Source organism: Apibacter sp. B3935 (assembly GCF_009827705.1).
Taxonomy (GTDB): domain Bacteria; phylum Bacteroidota; class Bacteroidia; order Flavobacteriales; family Weeksellaceae; genus Apibacter.
Map to the genome: position 1 here is coordinate 108730 of NZ_WINL01000004.1, position 21426 is coordinate 130155.

21 protein-coding genes are annotated in these 21426 nt (G+C 29.2%); 8 read left to right on the forward strand and 13 right to left on the reverse strand.

The annotated features are described in order from the left end of the window. Window positions 1–119 precede the first annotated feature (119 nt). A complete protein-coding gene (locus GFV00_RS09865; RefSeq protein WP_160557732.1) occupies window positions 120–1175 on the forward strand; it encodes a bifunctional transcriptional activator/DNA repair enzyme AdaA in 1056 nt (351 codons plus the stop codon). Window positions 1176–1227: 52 nt separating this feature from the next. On the opposite strand, the gene rnr is transcribed toward GFV00_RS09865, so the two are convergent. From rnr to GFV00_RS08775, 12 genes are all read right to left on the reverse strand, one after another. After that, window positions 1228–3381, reverse strand: coding sequence for a ribonuclease R (rnr, locus tag GFV00_RS08720; RefSeq protein ID WP_160557731.1), 2154 nt, complete (start codon window positions 3379–3381; stop codon window positions 1228–1230). A 112-nt stretch (window positions 3382–3493) separates the two neighbouring features. Then, window positions 3494–4207: an LrgB family protein gene (locus GFV00_RS08725; protein ID WP_160542906.1), complete on the reverse strand. Its 714-nt coding sequence runs from the start codon at window positions 4205–4207 to the stop codon at window positions 3494–3496. Next, window positions 4204–4542: a CidA/LrgA family protein gene (locus GFV00_RS08730; RefSeq protein WP_160557730.1), complete on the reverse strand. Its 339-nt coding sequence runs from the start codon at window positions 4540–4542 to the stop codon at window positions 4204–4206. The genes GFV00_RS08725 and GFV00_RS08730 overlap by 4 nt, the downstream gene beginning before the upstream one ends. Before the next feature lie 180 nt (window positions 4543–4722). After that, complete coding sequence (locus GFV00_RS08735; protein ID WP_160557729.1) at window positions 4723–5694, reverse strand: Gfo/Idh/MocA family protein; 972 nt, start codon at window positions 5692–5694, stop codon at window positions 4723–4725. Beyond that, on the reverse strand, window positions 5675–6703 hold the full coding sequence (locus GFV00_RS08740) for a hypothetical protein (RefSeq protein ID WP_160557728.1): 1029 nt from the start codon (window positions 6701–6703) through the stop codon (window positions 5675–5677). Before GFV00_RS08740 ends, GFV00_RS08735 begins: the two co-directional genes overlap by 20 nt. Window positions 6704–6717: 14 nt before the next feature. Beyond that, on the reverse strand, window positions 6718–8385 hold the full coding sequence (locus GFV00_RS08745; protein ID WP_160557727.1) for a hypothetical protein: 1668 nt from the start codon (window positions 8383–8385) through the stop codon (window positions 6718–6720). A gap of 571 nt (window positions 8386–8956) precedes the next feature. Continuing rightward, a complete protein-coding gene (locus GFV00_RS08750) occupies window positions 8957–11092 on the reverse strand; it encodes a S9 family peptidase (protein WP_160557726.1) in 2136 nt (711 codons plus the stop codon). An 86-nt stretch (window positions 11093–11178) separates the two neighbouring features. Beyond that, a complete protein-coding gene (locus tag GFV00_RS08755; protein WP_160557725.1) occupies window positions 11179–11661 on the reverse strand; it encodes a thioredoxin family protein in 483 nt (160 codons plus the stop codon). A 4-nt stretch (window positions 11662–11665) separates the two neighbouring features. Further along, window positions 11666–12034, reverse strand: coding sequence for a DUF4296 domain-containing protein (locus GFV00_RS08760; RefSeq protein WP_160557724.1), 369 nt, complete (start codon window positions 12032–12034; stop codon window positions 11666–11668). Then, the gene (locus tag GFV00_RS08765; protein WP_160557723.1) at window positions 12031–12756 is read right to left on the reverse strand and encodes a polyprenol monophosphomannose synthase; all 726 of its coding nucleotides are present in this window, start codon (window positions 12754–12756) and stop codon (window positions 12031–12033) included. Before GFV00_RS08765 ends, GFV00_RS08760 begins: the two co-directional genes overlap by 4 nt. A 73-nt stretch (window positions 12757–12829) precedes the next feature. Continuing rightward, window positions 12830–13105, reverse strand: coding sequence for a barstar family protein (locus GFV00_RS08770; protein ID WP_160557722.1), 276 nt, complete (start codon window positions 13103–13105; stop codon window positions 12830–12832). Continuing rightward, window positions 13102–13548, reverse strand: a complete 447-nt coding sequence (locus GFV00_RS08775) for a ribonuclease domain-containing protein (protein WP_160557721.1) — start codon at window positions 13546–13548, stop codon at window positions 13102–13104. The genes GFV00_RS08770 and GFV00_RS08775 overlap by 4 nt, the downstream gene beginning before the upstream one ends. A gap of 80 nt (window positions 13549–13628) precedes the next feature. On the opposite strand from GFV00_RS08775, the gene GFV00_RS08780 reads away from it, so the two are divergent. Both GFV00_RS08780 and GFV00_RS08785 read left to right on the forward strand, forming a co-directional pair. Beyond that, window positions 13629–14414 carry an RNA methyltransferase gene (locus tag GFV00_RS08780; RefSeq protein ID WP_160557720.1) on the forward strand — a complete coding sequence of 262 codons (786 nt, stop codon included), beginning with the start codon at window positions 13629–13631 and terminating at the stop codon, window positions 14412–14414. A 218-nt stretch (window positions 14415–14632) separates the two neighbouring features. Next, window positions 14633–14959, forward strand: coding sequence for a YegP family protein (locus tag GFV00_RS08785; RefSeq protein WP_055425503.1), 327 nt, complete (start codon window positions 14633–14635; stop codon window positions 14957–14959). A gap of 102 nt (window positions 14960–15061) precedes the next feature. On the opposite strand, the gene GFV00_RS08790 is transcribed toward GFV00_RS08785, so the two are convergent. Further along, window positions 15062–16246, reverse strand: coding sequence for a pyridoxal phosphate-dependent aminotransferase (locus GFV00_RS08790; protein ID WP_160557719.1), 1185 nt, complete (start codon window positions 16244–16246; stop codon window positions 15062–15064). A gap of 179 nt (window positions 16247–16425) precedes the next feature. On the opposite strand from GFV00_RS08790, the gene rlmD reads away from it, so the two are divergent. From rlmD to rfbB, 5 genes are all read left to right on the forward strand, one after another. After that, a complete protein-coding gene (rlmD, locus tag GFV00_RS08795; RefSeq protein WP_160557718.1) occupies window positions 16426–17832 on the forward strand; it encodes a 23S rRNA (uracil(1939)-C(5))-methyltransferase RlmD in 1407 nt (468 codons plus the stop codon). A 2-nt stretch (window positions 17833–17834) separates the two neighbouring features. Further along, window positions 17835–18317, forward strand: coding sequence for a DUF6452 family protein (locus tag GFV00_RS08800; protein ID WP_160557717.1), 483 nt, complete (start codon window positions 17835–17837; stop codon window positions 18315–18317). Next, complete coding sequence (locus GFV00_RS08805; RefSeq protein ID WP_160557716.1) at window positions 18283–18963, forward strand: DUF6048 family protein; 681 nt, start codon at window positions 18283–18285, stop codon at window positions 18961–18963. Before GFV00_RS08800 ends, GFV00_RS08805 begins: the two co-directional genes overlap by 35 nt. 82 nt (window positions 18964–19045) lie before the next feature. Further along, the gene (locus GFV00_RS08810) at window positions 19046–20356 is read left to right on the forward strand and encodes a UDP-glucose/GDP-mannose dehydrogenase family protein (protein WP_160557715.1); all 1311 of its coding nucleotides are present in this window, start codon (window positions 19046–19048) and stop codon (window positions 20354–20356) included. Window positions 20357–20371: 15 nt separating this feature from the next. Then, on the forward strand, window positions 20372–21424 hold the full coding sequence (gene rfbB, locus GFV00_RS08815) for a dTDP-glucose 4,6-dehydratase (RefSeq protein WP_160557714.1): 1053 nt from the start codon (window positions 20372–20374) through the stop codon (window positions 21422–21424). Window positions 21425–21426 lie beyond the last annotated feature (2 nt).

Consider the following 21426-nt stretch of genomic DNA (forward strand, 5'->3'; position numbering starts at 1 on the left):
AACTAATTTTAACGAAAAATTATTTTAAAATATATTTTTAACTATTCAGTGTATTTCTGTTTATCCTTATAATAAAGGGATTTGCAGAGAAAGAGGGTAGATTAAAAAATACTTTTTCCATGGATCAAAAAAAAATATTTTACAAAGCCTTATTAGAAAGGGATAGTTCATTTGAAGGAACTTTTATTGTTGGTGTTAAAACTACCGGTATATTTTGCCGTCCTACTTGTTCAGCACGAAAACCTAAATTTGAGAATGTTGAATTTTTTTCTTCAACTAAAGAAGCTTTAAGTAAAGGATATAGAGCATGTAAAATATGTCATCCTATGGAAAGGAATGGTGAAACGCCGGAATATATTCATAAATTATTACAACATTTGGAAGACAACCCCAATATTAAATTAAAAGACTTTGATATAAGAAATATGGGAATTGAGCCAATAAAAGTTAGAAGGTGGTTTCTTAAAAATCATGGAATTACTTTTCATATGTATCAAAGAATGTATAGAATAAATGAGGCATTTAAAAAAAGTAAAGAAGGTAATAATATTACACATATTGCCTATGACTCAGGATTTGAATCGTTGAGCGGATTTAATGAAACTTTTAAAAAAATAACAGGAATTACACCTAGAATGAGTAAAGAAAAACAATTAATTAATCTTACCCGCTTGGCAACCCCTTTAGGTACTATGATTGCTTGTGCCTCAGAGAAAGGCATATGTTTATTGGAATTTTCGGATCGTAAAATGTTAGAAAGAGAACTACAATTAATATCAAAGCGTTTTAATACTTCTATTGTGCCAAGTGAAAATAGTTTATTTAAACAATTAAGGCAACAATTAGACTCATACTTTGAAGGTACTTTAAAAGAATTTACAGTTCCATTAGACTGGGTTGGTTCTGATTTTCAAAAATCGGTATGGAAGGTCCTTCTTCAAATACCTTACGGCAAGACTTCAACTTATGCCATTCAAGCAAAACGTATCGGTAAGCCCTCTTCTGTTCGAGCGGTTGCAAATGCTAATGGTATGAATATGATTTCTATATTGGTTCCTTGTCATAGGGTCATTGGTTCGGATGGATCTTTAACAGGTTATGGAGGAGGACTGTGGAGAAAGAAAAAATTATTAGAGTTAGAAGCAAAAGGTTCGTTACAATTAAAGTTGTTTTGATATTAGCAATATAACTGACTATATTGTACAATTAGTTACTAATTTATTTTTATCAATTCTCAATAAGCTCAAAATCTAATTGTTTCTTTTCAAGATTAGCTTTTATAACTTTAATAAATACAGTATCTCCCAACTGATATTGATTGCCGGTTCTTTGTCCTATAATAGAATAGGTCTTTTCATCATAGCGATAATCATCATCCCGTATATCTCTTGTTTTAATCATTCCTTCGGTTCCGAATTCTTTAATTTCTACATAAATACCATATTCGGTTACTCCGGTAATTACTCCCTCAAAAGATTCACCTAAGTGTTTTTCCATAAATTTAACCTGCATATATTTAATACTGTCTCTTTCAGCATCGGCGGCTAATTTTTCCATATTGCTGCAATGTTTTGCCATATTCTCGATGATTTCTTTGTTTGCAGACGGTTTTTTGTCTAGAAAATCTTGTAAGAGACGATGGGCAATTACATCTGGATATCGGCGTATGGGAGAGGTAAAATGACTGTAATAATCGAAAGCTAAACCATAGTGACCGACATTTTCGGTTGAATATTTTGCTTTTGACATAGTACGGATGGTTAGCGTTTCAATCATATTTTCTTCGCCTTTCCCTTTTACGTCGGCAAGTAATTTATTGATGGATTGATAGGTTTTATTTTTATTGGTTATATTTATATCATATCCCAAAGTATTCACAAATTGTTTAAGAGAGAGTAATTTTATCGGATCCGGGTCGTCATGAATTCTATAAATAAAAGTTCGATCGGTTGGATTTCCTTTTTTATTGGTACTAACATATTCGGATACTCTTTTATTGGCCAGGAGCATAAATTCTTCAATTAAATGATTGCTGTCTTTTCCAATTTTAAAATATACACCTACGGGATTTTTATTTTCATCTAAATTAAATTTTACCTCTATTTTGTCAAAAGAGATTGCTCCTTTGTTCATTCGATCTTCTCTTAGTAGTTTTGCCAAATTATTTAGGGTGTGTATTTCTTCTTCAAAATCGCCCTTTTTTCCCTCGATAATCTCTTGGGCTTCTTCATAAGTGAATCTTCTGTCTGAATGGATAACCGTTCGTCCAAACCACTGTTTTTTTACTTGTGCTTTCTCATCCAATTCAAATACGGCGGAAAAAGTATATTTATCTTCTTTAGGACGTAAGGAACAAACATTATTGCTTAAAACTTCAGGAAGCATTGGAACGACCCTATCGACTAAATACACGGAAGTTCCTCTTAAATAGGCTTCTTTATCTAATAGGGTTCCCGGTTTTACATAATGGGAAACATCTGCGATATGAATTCCGATTTCCCAGTTGCCGTTGTCTAACTTTTCGATAGAGAGTGCATCATCAAAATCTTTAGCATCAACAGGGTCAATGGTAAATGTAGTGACAGTACGCATATCTCTTCTTTTAGATATTTCATCCTCTGATATGCGTATATCAAGTTTTTCCGCTTCTTTTTCAACTTCATAAGGAAATGCATAAGGTAATCCATATTCACTTAAAATAGCATGAATTTCGGTTTCATTTTCTCCCGGATATCCTAATACTTCAACAATAGATCCCGTAGGACTGTCTTCTTTATCTTGCCAATCGAGGAGTTGAACCACTACCAGTTGACCGTTTTTTGCACCGTTGAATTTATCTTTTGGTATAAAAAAATCAGTGTGAACGGAAGGTTTATTAACTACTGCAAATCCAAAGTTTTTGTTCGGAGAATATTCAAATTTTGCAACAAATTTTGTTTTGTAACGTTCCAGGATTTCAACAACTTCTCCTTCCGGTTTTCTGTTTTTAAATTGATGGACTATAGCTTTTACAATGTCATTTTGTAAAGCTTTTCCTGTTTTTCCTTTCGGTATAAAAATATCTTTTTCAAGGCCGTCAACAATTAAATAGGCATTACCATTCTGACTGAAATCAATTTTTCCGGTAACGGATTCTTTTATGGAATTGATTTGATATTTTCCGGTTTTTATTTCTGTTAGTTGTTTTTCAGAAACCAAACTTAAAAGTCCTTGTATTACAAATTCTCTTTGTCTGGGATTTTTGTAATCCAATATTGTGGATATTTGTTTATAATTATATTGTTTATTCGGGTTTTTTATAAAGATGTTAAGTATATTTCTTTTTAAATTTCGTAGTTTCTCTTTATGTTTAGTAGAAATTATTCTCTTTTTTTTAGTCATAATATATTTTAAAATTTATTTAAATATTCGCCTATTTCATAAAAACTTATCAGATAAATTTATAGTAATAAGTAATTATTTATTGTTACAAAAAGTTAACCACAACGAATATTTATCCAATCGAATTTAATAGTTGGATTAAATACGGAGTTAGTATAGGAGCAAATATAGCAGTTAATACACCATTTAAAGCCATTCCAAGTGCTCCGTAAGCGCCAAATTTTTCGCCATTTTTAACAATTTCCGCCGTACCTATAGCATGAGAAGCAGAACCCACAGCTATTCCGATTGCTTTGTGATCTTTAATTCCTAATTTAGTTAGGAATCCCCATCCGAAAAGGGCACCGACAAATCCGGTAATAAAAACTATCGCAATAGTAAGAGACGGAATACCTCCCAGTCCTTTAGATACCTCCATTGCAATAGGCGTTGTTACAGATTTTGGAGATAAAGAATAAGCTATAATGTCTGAAGCGCCTAGAATTTTTGCTATAACAACCACGGAAATAATTCCCGCAAGACTTCCCGCTATCATAGCGATAAAAACTCGTATATAACTGCCTTTTAAATGTTTTATATACAAATAAAGCGGTAGACCCAAAGTTACCACGGATGGTCCCAGCCAAAAAGAAATTAAAGAGGTATTATTGTTATAATCTTCATACGAAGTATGTGTCACTTTTAAATAGACAATCAATAAGATTATAGAGGTTATACCCGGATGAAGTATTTTATATTTAAATTTAGTAAACAACAAATTACATAACCAAAAAACCAGTAAGGTTAACGTTATATGAAAAAGAGGAGTATCTAAAAATTCCTTCATTCTTTTTTCTTTCTAATAAGTAAACTTACAGTTAATAACACGATAAAGGTACTAAGTATAATGGATATTAAAATTGCTAACCATTCCTTAGAGATTAAGTCCCATTGGGAAGCTAATCCAACCCCTAAAGGTATAAATAAAATCAGCATATTATTTAAAAAGAAAGTAGCTACTTCTTTTATATCTTCCACTTTTATGATATTCAATTGTAAAGACACAAGTAATAACAGCATGCCTATTATGCTTCCCGGTATCTTAATTTGCAGGATGAAAACTAGTAATTCACCAATAAAATACAACAGTAATATAATTCCTAATTGTGAAATTAATTTCATATAGCAAAATTACTATATTAAATACAAATCAAATATTATTTTTCATAAGATATTTAATGAAAAAAATAATTTATAAGTAAAAATTTAGATTTTGATTTGTATTTTGATAAAATTACAATTAAATATTTTATATATTGGAAATAATTCTTCCATCACTAATTTATAAATAAGCCTATTTGTTTAAGCTAAATAGTTAGACGCTTTATCAATAAAATCAATGGTTTCAATTGAATTTTCAGCATCTAAACGAGATGAGGTTGAATTTTTTAGCGAGTGTACTATTTCTTTATATAACAATTTATGAAGTGGTTCCAGAGGCAAATTAATACCTTCAAGCAAGCTCTCTTTTACATTATAATGTATTAGTTGATCCAAATATTGGCCACCAATTTTTATTGTTCCTTTTTCTGCAATAATAGTAATTGATGATTCAAAGTTTTTTTCGTAGGTAGAGATGGTGTAACACATACTTCCCAGGGTCTTTCCCGATTTAAATTGTAAAATTCCACTATCGGGGAATTCAATTACATTTTGATGCGTATAATTGGTAGTTAAATTGTTTATTAATTCAATTTTTCCCAATAAATAATGTATTATGTCTATGAAATGGGAAAATTGCGTAAACAGTATTCCTCCATCTAACTGTTTTGTTCCGCGCCATGAATCTTTTTTATAATAGCGATCATTTCTGTTCCAAAAACATTCAATATTTAGAAGAAAAATTTCACCTAAATAATCATTTTCAATTAAATTTTTGACATGATTTATTATAGGTGAAAAACGTAGTTGCAAAGAGGTAAATAATCGAACATTATTATTCTTTGCAATAGTAATTAATTCTTCAATTTGGAATTTATGAAATGTAATGGGTTTTTCCACCAACACATTTTTAGATAATTCCAGGATTTCTTTCGTTTGTTTATAATGATAACCGTTGGGTGTTGCAATTATATACAAATCAACATCAGGGAAAATACTATGGCATTCTGATATACTTTGAAAAATAGGGATATTTTTATTTTCCAAAACAAAATTATCCGTATCTATCAAAGCAACTACATTTAAATTTTCATTATGTGATATATTTTCAAAGTGTATTTTTCCTATATTACCAAGACCAATTATTACAGTATTAAGAATTTCTTTTTTCAAATTTGTTTAAATATTTTACAAACTGAATAAATAATAGAATTGATATAGCAAATAATAATCCATATAAAGAATAAGAAGAGATTCTTCCTTCTGTAATTAATGTTTTATTTATTACTTTTTGTGGCTCAGAAATTAATGTAATTACTTGAGATAACTTCACTCGTTCTAGTTCTAAATCGGCTAATTTTTTTATAAAATCCGTTGATTTATTTAAGAGATCTGTTTCAACATTATTTTTATTTTCCGCACTAAAAGATAATGAAGAAGAGGTAGGAATATTTGAAATATTTCTTTTAGCTATAGATAATAATAGGGTATCAATTAGTTTTAATTCTTTCTTAGATTGTTCAATTTTATAATCTATAGATGTGATTTTAGCATTTCTACATTGTTTGAAATATGGATCATTCTCAATTGGAACTAAAATTTTATCTTTAAGTTCCTTAGATGAAAGCTCAACTGAAGAATTTATATATATTTTTTGATAAGGATAATCTGTATTATTAATATTCTTCCTAAAATTTTCAATTAACTCTTTAGTAAAAATAGTATCAATTATATTAACATTTTCAGAATTATTGCTTAATTTTTTTACTGTACTATAAAAAACAGCTAAATCATTAGTAAACGTTTTTATAGGATATATATTAATTTTTTTAATACCTTTAAAAAAAGTAGCATCATTACTTTCTGCTTGTTCATTATATGAGTTAATTAATTGATATAATGAATTCGTACTATTATAATTAGGTTCTACAATCATTTCATAATCATAAGAAGCTGGTAATATTTCTTTATCAAAATATCCTACTGTTCCAAAAATAATAACTGTTACGACGATGAATATAATGTTTCTTTTTAATAGGACAAAAAAACTTAAAATAGTATTAAAAATATATTTAAATATTTCACCCGTAAAGGATATTATTTTTTTAATTATATTTTTTATATAATTTAAAAAATCTAAAACGGTGGTCTCTTGATTTAAATTTTGATTTTGTTTATCCATATATTAAGTGTGAATTAATTTTTATTGTTTAAAATTTGTTCAAGTATTTTTTTTGTAATTAAATAAGTTGGTTTTACACCGGTTAGGCCTAACCCTCCTGATGCTAAAGTGCTTCCGGTTTCTAAAGGATTATCTGAGGCATAATAGGCATATCTTAATTTTACATTTTCGCCAATATGTTTTCGTATTTTAGATGCCACTTGAATAGCTTTTTGATAGTGAGCTCCTTCCATTTCTAATCCGATGGCCTTCCAAGATGTTTGCATAAAATAAGTTAAAACATTTTTATTTTGCAAGGAAGTGCCTAATACAGTAATCATAGCTCCTTTATAAGCATTAATATTATATCCTTCAAAATCTTTTAAAGAAAGTTGGTTATGAAAAGGATAGTTATCTGCTGTCCCCTCAAATATATGAGCATTCGGTATCATGATATCTCCTTTATTTCCAACCAAAATTCCTGCTTTACCTAAAATGGATATTGAGTCAACATTTAGATTTAAGTTTTCTTTAGCATTATTTATTGGCCTTAATAATTCATCCATTATTTCGAAAGCCTGTTCTCCAAATGCATAATCAAATACTATTAAGATATCCTCTTTATTTAAATTTTTTATATCTTTAAAAGGAGTATTTTTAAAGCTTATCTTAGATAAATCAAAGATTTGAACATCTATATTAGATCCGCTGGTATCTTTTATATATATCATGCCATTTTTTTGGGCATAGTTTTTTACAGATTCAACTAAATCTAGATTTTTACTTAAATCTTCATATACTTTTAGTTCTTCATTCTCATGAAAACTTTTATTTAAAGAATCAAAAGCATACAACATGTTTTTAACACTGTGCATGTTTGAACTAATTATATGAAGTTTTTTATTAATTAATTTATTTTTAACTAATGTTTTTTTTACGTTTTCAGCCCATTTTTCACCAAATAAATGATGACCCACTCTTTCCTTCAAAATGGAGCTGAAGAATATTTCTCTTCTTCGAATTCCTAATTCGTCTTCTTTACTTACCCTTCCTAAATTGTAAATAATCTTTATAAAACGGTCAGGATCATTTGGTTCTTGAAAGTTTTTATAAGCAGTAATTACTTCATCAAAGCTTCTGCCCAACATGGTGGCTATATGAGCTAAAATTACCTCTCTTTCTTTTCTTTTTAAAGGTTCTGAACTCAAGGCTGCATTTTCAACGGATATCCAAATTCTTCCTACTTTTCCGTTAAAATCATGGGTTCTTTTTCTAATTTTATCAGCTTCGTTGTATAAAAAAGTAAGGTGAGTAAGGATGTCATAAATTTCAGATCTTCCTAATAATACTTCAATATTCATTTGGTGCTCATCCACCCGATAACAAGTTCTCCTTCTTTTTTTAGGATAAATCGGAGTAAAAGATGATTTGTCTAATCCTTCATTGGAGGTTAAAAATATAAATGAGCATTCTTCAATCCCTTGGGGAAGCCTATCTAATACATAGTTGAGCCCATTAAGTTCCACTTTATCCGGATCGGCTATTGATCCGTATATTTCTGGATTTAATTTTAAAAGATAGTTTCTGAGCTCAAGACCAGACGTTCCAGTTGGTTTAAAACCGCCTCGGTTAAAAAGATGACGCATGGTAATATATAATCTTTCAATTACATCTGTCGATTCTCTGGCTTTATATATTGTCATCCTTAAAATTTTAGCAAAGATAATATTTTCTTTTATTCAAAATAAAGAATTATACATTTATTAGCCTTGAATTATAAGACAATCAATATATTTTTAATATAAATCCAAATAAAATATTCAAAAAAATGCTATTATTAGTATAATAGTATTAAAACAAATGCTGAATTAGAAAATAAATTTGAATCATATTATTATTTTGTTTAAATAAAAAAAATTATAAAAGAAATATTATATTATTAATATAAAAAAAATTAATATTTTAGTTATATAAAATATTATTTATACTATACTTTCTCAAAAATAAAGCCAAAAAATTAATTTGAATATCTTTTTTATGTTTTTATAAAAAATTATATATTATATTATCACGTCATAAAAAAGTCTATATTACTCTGTTAATGTAGATTTTTGTCGATTATAAATATATTTAATTACTGAATAATAGTATTTTTTTTATTTATAGTAAATAAAGTATATTTTATTAATTACAAAAGTATTTTATTTGATACAATTCAAATAAATACTAAAAACATATATGTATCAACAATAAATGTCAATATTTAAAGAATTCTTACAGATTTGATTTAATGTAATCAGTTATTTTTTGATATAAATGATATCGAGTATTTCCGCCATAAATTCCATGATCTTTATCAGGATAAATAGCTGTATCAAATGGTTTTCCATTTTCAATAAGAGCATTAATCATTGCTGCAGAATTTTGAAAATGTACATTGTCATCTGCTGTTCCATGAATAATTAAAAATTTACCCTGTAAATCTTTTGCAAAGTTTATCGGTGAATTTTCATCATATCCAGTTGAATTTTCTTGAGGAGTTTGTAAAAATCGTTCGGTATAAATAGTATCATAGAATCTCCAATTGGTTACCGGTGCAACAGCTATTCCTATTTTAAATAAGCCATTAGACTTTGTCATACATAGAGAAGTTAAATAACCACCAAAGCTCCAGCCCCATATTCCTATTCTGTTAGAATCGATAAAGGATTGAGTTTGCAACCACATTGCAGCAGCAATTTGATCTTCAAGTTCAAGTTTACCTAGCTGTTTATATGTTGATTTTTTAAAGTTTTCCCCTCTTCCTCCGGTTCCTCTTCCATCAACGGAAACAATTATATACCCTTCTTGCGCAAGCATTTGGTGCCACCAATAATTGAATGAATCCCAAGAATTAGTTACCGTTTGAGATCCGGGTCCTCCGTATACATACATTAAAACAGGATATTTTTTATCAGGATTGAAATTTATAGGTTTAATCATGTATGATTTCAACTTAATCCCATTTTTAGTAGGAATTTCAATAAATTCCAATTTTTGAATTTCTTTCTTATTGGCATAAGATACTAAGGACGAATTATCTTCCAAAGTTTTTAATATAGATCCGTTATTATTCCTCAATGTAAATACAGGAGGTGTATTTGCTGTACTAAATTGATCGATGAAATAAGAAAAATCAGTACTAAAAGAAGCATTATGGGTTCCTATTTCATCTGTTAAAATTTTCTGTTTACCGGTTTTGATGTTAACGGAGGCTACTATCCTATTGCTAGATCCTTTTTCATTGGATTGAAAGTATAAGAGGGAATTTTTATTATCCATTCCATAAATCCGAATTATGTCCCAATTCCCTTTAGTAATAGGTTTTACTAATTGTCCTTTAGCATTATAAAGATATAAGTGATTGTAGCCGTTTTTTTCGGAGTTTAAAATAAAACTTCCATCGGCTAATAAATTAATATAAAGTTTGTCAGTTTCAATCCAAGTAGTGGATGTTTCCGTTACTAATAATTGAGTGTTAAGATTGGCTGGGTTTATTTTTAAAACAGTAATTTTATTTTGAAAACGATTGGAAGTTATTGCGAATAAATCTCGATTGGGTGAGAATTTAATATTTATAATATAATAGTTTTCGTAATTAGATAAAGAAACCGTATTAATTTCTTTTTTATCTAAATTATATAACTTTAGGCTAACTATAGAATTGTCTTCTCCTGCTTTTGGATATTTATAAACGAAATGATCGGGATACAAAAAGTTTTCATATAATGGAATATCAACTTCTTTAACATGAGATTCATCAAAATGTATAAAGGCAATATTCTTTCCGTCCGGCGACCATTCAAAATTTCTGACATGAGCAAACTCTTCTTCATAAACCCAATCTGAAATTCCATTTATGATTTTATTCTTTTTTCCATCATGCGTAACTTGCGTTATTTGCAATGAGGGAAATTCTTGATAATAGATATTATTTTCATAAACAAATGCTATTTTAGTACCATCAGGAGAAAAAATAGGTTCTTGTATGGGCTTTTTATTGAAGACCTCTAAAAATGATTGAGTTTTTATGTTATATAAAGTATAAATTCCCGATTTTGAGCGTCGATATATTGGAAACGAATCATTTTCTAAAAGCAAATAATTTTCATCATTATTAAATAAATAATCGGAATAAGTACCCGAAATGATCGTATTTATTTTATTAAAGGTATCATAGGAATATTTTTCAATACCATTTTTAGTTAGAATAGTATATTCTTTACCATTTTTTAAAGATTTTATTCCTGAAATGGTTTTTGGGTAAAATTTACCGCTCCATATTTCTTCTAATGTTATTTTTTGAGCATTAATATTTACTACGAATATGCATAAAATTATAGATAACAATATATTTTTGTCAAATCTCATAAAGATCATATTTAAAATTTAGAATAATAAATAATAGCTTTTATTAGCTAACATACGCTTTTAATAATAAACGAAAGTACCTTCTATTAATTATTGAAATTGGGATCAAGGGCTTTTGGCGACCAATCATTTAAAAATTTTTCAACTTTTTTAACGTCATATCCTGAATTGTTATCTTCTAAAAAATCAGATTGCTGCGTATGAATTCTTTCACCTTTTTCATTTAAGATTACGAATACTGGAAAACCAAAACGTTGAGGGTAACCTAACTTAGCTAAAATAGACTCATTTTTATTTTCTTTTGAATAATTTAAATGATATACAATATAATTTTCCGTTAAAATATTCTTTATAGTATCGTTATTTTGAGTTAAAGTATTGAATCGAATACACCAGATACACCAATTTCCACCGATTTGAACCAAAATAAATTTTTTTTCTTTTTTAGCTTTACTAATACAAGAATCAATTTTTTGTTGAGCATGTTCATCAGGATTATATATTTTTTTATCTTGTGAAAATACCATTGAAACAAAAAATATACATAGAACTAAAAATTTGATTTTCATTTTATCAAGGGTTTTCGGGTGATTCTTCTTCTTTTAATTGTTGTTGCTGATCTTTAGTTAATTTACTTTTAAGATTATCAATAACTTTATCATATATATGCTGTAAAGCATTTACATCTGTATAGTAATATATGTAACTGTTTTGAAAAATTTCTTTAGTGGTATGATGAGCCTTAAATATAGAAACGTATGTATCAAAAGCAGTTTCTTGATCCAATGGAAGATTGGTTGGAGTTTGTTTATATAAATATATGTCACTTAAAATAGCAATCATATCCTTTTTAGAGAGCAGATGATCAGGTTTTTCAAGCGGATGTTGGCATGAAAAAAGCATTAAAGACAGACTAATAAATATATATAAATAAAGCCTCATAATCTTCCTAATAAAGACATAAATTTCATTTTAATTACTCCGAAAACAGCTTCACTGATGATGGCTCCACTCATCTTCGATTTTCCTTTAGTTCGGTCTGTAAATATAATAGGAATTTCAACAATTTTAAATTTTTTGCAATACGCTCTAAATTTCATTTCAATTTGAAAGCCATATCCTACTAATTCCACTTGATCAAGAGGTAATTCCTCCAATACTTTTCGAGTGAAACATACAAAACCGGCAGTAGAATCGTTAATGGGCAATCCGGTAATCAAACGCACATATTTAGAGGCAAAAAAAGAAAGTAGCACCCGATTCATCGGCCAATTAACTACATTAACTCCCTGGCAATAACGAGAACCAACAGCTAAATCTGCTCCATTTTTACAAGCCTGGTACAGTTTAATTAAATCATTCGGATTATGTGAAAAATCAGCATCCATTTCAAAAATATAATCATATCCCTTTTGCAATGCCCATTTAAAACCATGGATATAGGCTCTTCCCAAGCCATTTTTAGTACTTCGGACTTCTAAAAAAAGACGATTGGAGTATGTTGGAATTAAGTCGGCAACTGTCTCTCCTGTGCCATCAGGAGAAGAATCATCAACAATCAATATATCGAAATCCTCTTCCAGGCTAAACACACATGAAATGATATCTTCAATGTTTTCAATTTCATTGTATGTAGGAATTATGACTAGTTTTTTATCGGACACAGTATATTGTTTTTAATAAAGTAAATTTATGTTTCTAGCAACATTAGCAACAAAGGTAATCCAAAATTATAAGTTAGTTGGATAAAATATAAGAAAACACGAGTTCTCTATCAGTTTCTTTTTCAGCTTCTTCAAATAAGGTAATTAATTGTTTAAACTTTTGGAGTTTATCTAAATCTAAGTTTTGGAATTTAATTTTTACAGGCAATTCAATAATACCGGTAAGCGTATCCCAAAGTCCGTCCAAATTATTGACCATATGAGAATCAAGACCGAATTTTTTTTGAAAAACTTGGTAAAATTTAGGTAAAGAAGAAATAGAGTCAAAATCAAAAGAAACTGTTTTCATCTTTGTTGAAAAGTCTTATAATGGTCATAAGTTACAAAAATTAGTCCATCATTCGAAAAAATAATACGGTCAGTTCCTCTCATTCCGCATTTATAATTCAAATCGGCTTCCGTCCATTTTCTTCCCTTTTTGGACGGAATCTTATTTTCTCTGTTTTTAAATATATCACCGCCAATTACTTTTCCTGGGAGTATTTGACATAAATTACCTTTTTCAGGTTTCCAACCAGCTTTACGCGCATCTAATCTTTTAATATAATAATTTGGTAAGGAATGATGTATTTTTATATAATTTATAACAATATCTTCAGAACTTAACTGTTCTATATTAAATTGTTCAAGATTTAATTTTTTAGTTGAAAGGTTATAACTAAGGATTAAGGAAATTATTACTAAAACACTAAAGAAAAGACTATAAAAAAAGGATTGTTTTTTAATTTTCATGCTAATAATTCAAATATAAGTAATAAAATTATCTAAATAATGAATAAGTTTTTTTACTTTTGCCAAATTTCTTTTATATCATGTATATAGAAAGTAATAAAAATCCAAAAATAAAGAATTTAGTAAAATTATTAGAAAAAAGTAAAGAAAGGAAAAGTCAAAGGAAATTCATTGTTGAAGGCAAAAACGAAAATTTTTTTGCCTTAAAAAATGGTTTTGTTCCTATTGAATTTTACGTACAACCACATATTTTTCAAGATTCTATAACACTTCCTTCTTCCGTTATCAAATATGAAGTATCACAATCTGTTTATGATAAGATCGCTTATAGGAAAATATCAGAAGGCATACTAGGGGTTTATGAATATAAGACCTATGAATTAGACCAAATAAAATTGCCGGATCACCCATTAATCCTGATTATTGAATCAATTGAAAAACCGGGTAATCTTGGGGCAATATGCAGGTCAGCAGATGCGTTTGGTGTAGATATGGTTGTAGTATGTGAAGAAAAAGCAGATCTATACAATCCCAATGTAATACGTTCATCAGTAGGAAGTTTTTTTAATATTCCTATTATATCAGCTAAAAACACAAATATATATGATTTTCTTATAAAAAAAAATATACCGATTTATGCTACTTATATGAATGAATCTTCTAAAATTATACAAAATGTTGATTTTACCCAATCAGCTGCAGTTATATTTGGAACGGAGCATTCAGGTATTTCAGATTTTTGGAAAGATAAAATGAAAGAAAATATATTAATACCTATGAAAGGACAAATAGATTCATTAAATGTAAGCAATGCAGTTGCAATAGTTTGCTATGAAGTGGAAAGGCAAAGAATTATGTCAAACTAGCACTTATGGAAATAATATTTACAAACTTTATGTGTATTATGTCATAAAAATATATTATTCTTGTTCTTTATTAATTAGAACTTATATCTTTGTATGAAATTATTTAGAAAAGGAGAACATTATTACTCTATTATTTGTTGAAAATACAAGAATACTGTAATTAGTTGGATAAATAACACTAAAAAGCTTAATAAAGTAAGACTAAAATTTGTACAACTATGTTTGAAATTTTTAAAGACAAATCAGGTGCTTTTCGATTTAGACTGAAAGCGAAAAACGGGCAGATTATCCTGGCAAGTGAAGGATATACCCAAAAAACAAATTGTCAAAAAGGCGTTAGTTCTGTAAAGAGAAATTCTAAAAACGAAGATCGTTTTGAATTGAAACAGTCCACTAACAAAAAGTGGTTTTTTAACTTAAAGGCCGGTAACGGACAAATAGTAGGAACCAGTGAGCTTTATGACAATGAAACTAATGCTAAAAATGGTGTAAAATCAGTAATGAACAATGCCCCGACAGCAGAAACCGTTGATTTATCTAAATAGATAAATTAACTGAAGCCTAATAAATTAGGTTTGAATATTTACTAAAAATAAAAGCTGTGAATTTTCACAGCTTTTATTTTTTATAAATTAGAAATGATTATTTTACGATAAGGTATTTTTAATTCTTTTTAAAGCTTCAATAAGATCTTCTTCAGAAGCCGCATATGATAACCTTATGCAATTACTGTCTCCAAAACATACACCACCCACTGTAGCTACATGTGCTTTTTCTAATAATAATAAAGCAAAATCATCGGAATTTGTAATATTATGTCCTTGAATAGTTTTCCCAAAATAAAAAGATACATCAGGAAAGAAATAAAATGCTCCGGCCGGTTTATTAACTTTAAATCCCGGGATTTCATGCAGCAAATTGTATACGAGCTCCCGTCTCTTTTTAAAACCGTCAATCATATAATCAATAACCGAAGGATCAGCTTCTATAGCTGTTATAGAGGCTTTTTGAGCAATACAATTTGCCCCTGAGGTCATTTGTCCTTGAATTTTATCACAAGCATCAGTAAGCCATTTTGGGCCTCCTAAATATCCAATTCTCCAACCTGTCATGGCATACGATTTGGAAACGCCGTTAATTGTTACAGTCTGATTAAAAACTTCAGGAAATTGAGCTATACTTTCGTGTTTTCCTTCATAATTTATATATTCATATATTTCATCAGAAATAATAATTACGTTAGGATGCTTTTCTAATACCTTAGCTAAGGCATATAATTCCTCTTTAGTATAAACAGTTCCCGAAGGATTACATGGAGAGCTGAATAAAAACGCTTGGGTTTTTGGTGTTATAGCATTCTCAAGCTGTTCGGGTGTGATTTTAAAATCAGTGTCAATGGTAGTATTTACCACAATATTTTCCCCTCCGGCAAGTTTAACCATTTCATAATAGCTTACCCAATAAGGAGCAGGAACGATTACTTCATCTCCATCATTAATGATTGAAAGCAATACATTAATAATAGACTGTTTTCCTCCGTTCGAAACAACTATTTGATCAGGTTTATATTCTAAATTATTGTCTCTTTTAAATTTATTAGCAATAGCTTTTCTTAATTCAAGATATCCGGGAACGGGGGTGTAGGATTTAACACCATCATTAATCGCTTTGATGGCAGATTCCCTTACAAATTCAGGAATTTCAAAATCAGGCTCTCCTAAAGTTAAGCTAATAACATTGATTCCTTGAGCTTTTAATTCTCGAGCTTTGTTAGACATAACAAAGGTTTGAGAATAGCTAAGACGATTAACGCGATCGGATAATAAATTCATTTTGGACTAATTAATTTTTATTGTTTTTCAAAACTCAAAAATACAGTATTTTTTTAGATTAAAATAGTTTTATAAGATAAAAATATGCAGGGTATTCTGTTCAAAATCAGTAAATATAAACTCTTTTTATAGAATACATTTTTTGTGTATTTTTGTAATCTTATTTTATATTCTGTAGTTTGAGAAGAAAAAAAAATATACAGATCCCCAATTTAGAGCTTACTACTGCCGGAGCTAAGGGGGTTGCGATAGGAAAAACTGAAGAAGGAAAAACAGTTTTAGTAGGCTATGCCGTACCGGGAGATATAGTTAATGTCCAAGTTATTAAGTCTAAAAAAAATTATTATGAAGCTAAAGTTTTAGATTTTATTAACTATTCTTCTGATCGAGTGAATCCCGAATGTATGCATTTTGGAATATGCGGAGGTTGTAAATGGCAAAATCTTTCTTATGAAAAACAATTAGAATATAAAGAGAAAGAGGTTTACAATAATATAAAAAGAATTGGAAAAATTGATAATTTTCAAGAATTAACCATTATCCCTTCAACGGATAAGTATTTTTACAGAAATAAAATGGAATTTTCCTTTTCTAATGCTCGATGGTTGACGTCTGAGGAAATACAATCCGATATAGATATTGAAGATAAAAATGCGTTGGGTTTTCACATACCTCAACAATGGAATAAAGTGTTAGACATTAAAGAATGTTTTTTACAACAAGAACCTTCAAATAAAATCAGAAATTCTATTAAAGCGTTTGCTTTAAAGCATAAGATGGAATTTTATGATTTTAAAGAACAAAGCGGATTTCTTAGAACATTAATGATTCGTTCTAACTCTAAAAATGATCTAATGGTTTTACTTCAATTTTTTAGAGAGGATGAGCAAAATATTAGCAAAATGTTGAACTATATTCGTGAAGAATTTCCTGAAGTAAAAACGATTCTTTATGCAATAAATTCTAAAGGAAATGACAGCTTATATGATTTGGATGTTAAAATATTCTATGGAAATGGTTTTTTAACGGAAAAGATAGAAGGACTAAAATTTAAAATTGGACCCAAATCATTTTTTCAAACCAATTATAAACAAGCCGTTAAATTATACGAAATAGCAAGAGAATTTGCTGATTTAAAAGGCGATGAAGTAGTGTATGATCTTTATACAGGAACAGGAACCATAGCGCAATTTATTTCTCGTAAAGCAAAAACTGTGGTCGGTGTAGAAGCGGTACCCGAGGCAATAAAAGCTGCGAAAGAAAATGCTGAATATAATAATATTAAAAATTGTCGTTTTTATTGTGGAGATATGAAAGATATATTCACAGAAGAATTTATTCATGAAAACGGTCATCCGGATATTATCGTTACCGATCCGCCGCGAGAAGGAATGCATAAAAATGTAGTAGACACTATATTACGCATAGCCCCCCAAAAAATAGTTTATGTAAGTTGTAATTCAGCAACACAAGCTAGGGATCTGGAGTTGATGAAAGAAAAATACGAAGTTGTAAAAGTTCAAGCTGTAGATATGTTTCCACAGACTTATCATGTAGAAAGCGTTGCGCTTCTTAAACTAAAATAAAAATGTTTCAAAAAAAAATAAATATACTATTCGTCCTATTCTTTATAGGTTTACTTGTTTTTTCCTGTGTAGATGATGATGTTTGCGACAAAGTTACTACACCGAGATTGACTATAGAATTGGATAGTTTAGGTAATAAATATAAGAAAACCCGATTATATGTTGACAGGAAAATGCCGGATGGTTCTGTACATTCTGAAGGTGTCTTTCTTGGGAAAGACAGTATACAATTACCTTTAAATTCTTTATCCGACGAAACTGTTTTTTATTTATACGATACACTGCATACTCCGGATTCAAGTAAAAATATTATTACAATAAAATACTTGACTGATCAGCAATTTGTTTCAAAAGCATGTGGATTCAAGGTAACATTTAATGAGGTGACTTATGATGCAACTGCGCTTACAACTATAAAATCCATAACAGGTCAAACTAATCAAATTTATAATGAATCCTCTACGAATTTACGTATTGCTTATTAGTGTATTTCTGGGGATATATGCTCATTCCCAAACTAAAAGCAACGATTCTATTTCGGTAAAAAATCCAAAGCATCAACTATTTATAGGAGTGGATTTATTAAATCCGGTTGCTGGTTTTTTTGCAGATAAAAAAAAATATAGTAGTTTTATCGCTTATAAAATTAAAAATAGGTGGTTGGCTGTTGCCGAAGTAGGGTATGAAAAAAATATTTATAATAAAAATAACTGGAATATTGATGCAAAAGGAGTTTTTGGAGAAATAGGAATAAATTATATTTTAACTAACAACTATGAAAAATCAGGCGAAGGGTTTTATATAGGAGGAAGATTTGGTTATTCCCCCTTCAAGCAAAATGTAAAAAAATATCCTCTTAAGGGAATGAATCCCGAAGGACAAATACAAATAATTGGAGAAGGTTCTTTACCAGAAGCAAATGTAAGTTCCGGCTGGATAGAAGCAGTAGCTGGAGCTAAAGTTCAAATTGGAAACTCACCTTTTTATATTGATTTCATGGTTCGTCCGAAATTTCTATTGTTTTCCAGCAAACAGAAAAATGTTGATAATTTAGTTATTCCCGGGTATGGGAAAGATAAAGGATCGGCAAATATATCTCTTTTCTGGGGAATATCCTATAAATTATTTTAATCCTATTGAAAACCTATAGTATTACTAATAGATAAAATAATTAATAAAATATAAATTATATTTTTGTAAAATATTTAAATATATGAATATTACAATTGTTGGTACAGGATATGTAGGACTGGTTTCAGGAACATGCCTTGCAGATTTGGGACATAGTGTACATTGTGTTGATATAAATGAAGAAAAAGTTACCTTGATGAAAAATGGGCAAGTACCTATTTATGAGCCACAATTAGAAGAAGTATTTCTGAGAAATATAAAAGGAGGTCGTTTGTTTTTCACCACAGATTTGAGTGAAGCAATGCGAGTTTCAAATGTAATATTTTTAGCCTTGCCAACTCCACCGGGAGAAGATGGCTCAGCGGATCTATCTTACGTACTGGAAGTTGCCGGACAAATAGGAGATCTAATGACTGAATATACCTTAATAGTAAATAAAAGTACGGTTCCGGTAGGTACAGCAGAAAAAGTCAAAAACTTGATAAAATCAAAAACACAGGTATCTTTCGATGTTGTTTCAAATCCGGAATTTTTACGAGAAGGATACGCTGTGGAAGATTTTATGAATCCTGAAAGAGTAATTGTGGGAGCCGGTTCACAGAAAGCATTTGAAATAATGGATAAAATTTATTTGTCCTTAACTAATGCCGGTGCTAAAATGATAAAGATGGATGAAAAATCTTCTGAGTTAACAAAATATGCTTCCAACTCTTTTTTAGCCACTAAAATCACCTTTATGAATGAAGTAGCTAATTACTGCGAAAAAGTAGGAGCAGATGTTGATAAAGTAAGATTAGGTATGGGGTCGGATGAAAGGATCGGAAATCGATTTTTATTTCCGGGTGTAGGATATGGAGGGAGTTGTTTTCCCAAGGATGTAAAAGCTTTAATTAAAAGCGGAAAAGAAGTTGGATATACTTTCGAAATTTTAGAATCTGTAGAAGAGGTAAATCAAAGACAAAAAACCATATTAGTACCCGAAGTCGAAAAATATTTAGGAGATTTAAAAAATAAACAAATAGCAATTTGGGGGTTAGCTTTCAAAGAAAATACGGATGATATTCGGGAAGCTTCCTCACTTGAAATAATCGATATGCTTCTGGAAAAAGGAGCAAAAGTTAAAGCATACGATTCGATTGCCGTCAATAATGTAAAAAAAATATTAGGCAATAAAATAGAATATGCCAACAATATGTATGATTGTGTTTATGGTGCAGATGCATTAATTATTGTAACAGAGTGGGGTGAATTTAGAAATCCTCATTTTGATATTTTGGAAAAAAAGATGAATAATAAAGCTATTTTTGATGGAAGAAATCTTTATAATCTAGATGAATTACAAACTCATGGCTTTTACTACAAAAGTATTGGAAGAAAATTAATAAATGGATAGATAATTTTTAAATAAATGAAAAAATTAATAATTACAGGAGGTGCCGGATTTATTGGATCTCATGTAGTCAGAAGATTTGTAACTCAGTATCCGGAATATAAAATTTTAAATTTAGATGCATTAACTTATGCCGGTAATTTAGAAAATTTAAAAGATATAGAAAATAAGCCTAATTATCAATTTTTAAAAGCTGATATAACTAACGAAGAACAAATAAAAGAAATATTTGCAGAATTCCAACCAAATGGAGTAATACATTTAGCCGCTGAATCCCATGTAGACAGATCTATAACTACACCTTTAGAATTTGTAAAGTCAAATGTTATTGGAACAGTAATCCTTTTAGATGCGGCAAAAAGAATTTGGAATAATAATTATGAAGGTAAAAGGTTTCATCATGTATCTACTGATGAAGTTTATGGTTCATTGAATGAAGCGGGTTTTTTTACAGAAGAAACTAAATATAATCCTCATTCACCATATTCAGCATCAAAAGCATCTTCAGACCATTTTGTGAGAGCATATGCAGATACATATAATTTACCTGTAATTATAACAAATTGTTCAAATAATTATGGGCCTAATCATTTTCCTGAAAAGTTTATTCCATTATTAATCAATAACATCATTAATAAAAAACCTTTGCCGGTTTATGGCGATGGCAATTATACAAGAGATTGGTTATATGTAATCGATCATGCCACAGCTATTGATCTGGTTTTTCATAAGGGAAAAAACAAAGAAAATTATAATATAGGAGGATTTAATGAATGGAAAAACATTGATTTAGTTCATTTATTATGTAAATTAATGGATAAGAAATTAGGAAGAAACGAAGGAGAAAGTGCTAAATTAATATCTTTTGTTAAAGATCGTCCAGGGCATGATTTACGTTATGCTATTGATGCTACTAAAATAAACAAAGAACTAGGATGGAAGCCTTCCGTTAATTTTGAAGAAGGACTAATTAAAACTATAGATTGGTATATGGAAAATCAGGATTGGTTAAATCATGTCACAAGCGGGTTATACAGAAAATATTATGAAGAACAATATGATTTAAATTAAAA

Bases quoted from the DNA above. Each gene is read 5' to 3' on its own strand.
- GFV00_RS09865 (WP_160557732.1), top strand. From the start codon at position 120: ATGGATCAAAAAAAAATATTTTACAAAGCCTTATTAGAAAGGGATAGT.
- GFV00_RS08790 (WP_160557719.1), bottom strand. From the start codon at position 16,246: ATGAATTTATTATCCGATCGCGTTAATCGTCTTAGCTATTCTCAAACC.
- GFV00_RS08740 (WP_160557728.1), bottom strand. From the start codon at position 6,703: ATGGATAAACAAAATCAAAATTTAAATCAAGAGACCACCGTTTTAGAT.
- GFV00_RS08810 (WP_160557715.1), top strand. From the start codon at position 19,046: ATGAATATTACAATTGTTGGTACAGGATATGTAGGACTGGTTTCAGGA.
- GFV00_RS08755 (WP_160557725.1), bottom strand. From the start codon at position 11,661: ATGAAAATCAAATTTTTAGTTCTATGTATATTTTTTGTTTCAATGGTA.
- rfbB (WP_160557714.1), top strand. From the start codon at position 20,372: ATGAAAAAATTAATAATTACAGGAGGTGCCGGATTTATTGGATCTCAT.
- GFV00_RS08775 (WP_160557721.1), bottom strand. From the start codon at position 13,548: ATGAAAATTAAAAAACAATCCTTTTTTTATAGTCTTTTCTTTAGTGTT.
- rnr (WP_160557731.1), bottom strand. From the start codon at position 3,381: ATGACTAAAAAAAAGAGAATAATTTCTACTAAACATAAAGAGAAACTA.
- GFV00_RS08800 (WP_160557717.1), top strand. From the start codon at position 17,835: ATGTTTCAAAAAAAAATAAATATACTATTCGTCCTATTCTTTATAGGT.
- GFV00_RS08745 (WP_160557727.1), bottom strand. From the start codon at position 8,385: ATGACAATATATAAAGCCAGAGAATCGACAGATGTAATTGAAAGATTA.
- GFV00_RS08770 (WP_160557722.1), bottom strand. From the start codon at position 13,105: ATGAAAACAGTTTCTTTTGATTTTGACTCTATTTCTTCTTTACCTAAA.
- GFV00_RS08760 (WP_160557724.1), bottom strand. From the start codon at position 12,034: ATGAGGCTTTATTTATATATATTTATTAGTCTGTCTTTAATGCTTTTT.
- GFV00_RS08725 (WP_160542906.1), bottom strand. From the start codon at position 4,207: ATGAAGGAATTTTTAGATACTCCTCTTTTTCATATAACGTTAACCTTA.
- GFV00_RS08730 (WP_160557730.1), bottom strand. From the start codon at position 4,542: ATGAAATTAATTTCACAATTAGGAATTATATTACTGTTGTATTTTATT.
- GFV00_RS08750 (WP_160557726.1), bottom strand. From the start codon at position 11,092: ATGAGATTTGACAAAAATATATTGTTATCTATAATTTTATGCATATTC.
- GFV00_RS08805 (WP_160557716.1), top strand. From the start codon at position 18,283: ATGAATCCTCTACGAATTTACGTATTGCTTATTAGTGTATTTCTGGGG.
- GFV00_RS08780 (WP_160557720.1), top strand. From the start codon at position 13,629: ATGTATATAGAAAGTAATAAAAATCCAAAAATAAAGAATTTAGTAAAA.
- GFV00_RS08785 (WP_055425503.1), top strand. From the start codon at position 14,633: ATGTTTGAAATTTTTAAAGACAAATCAGGTGCTTTTCGATTTAGACTG.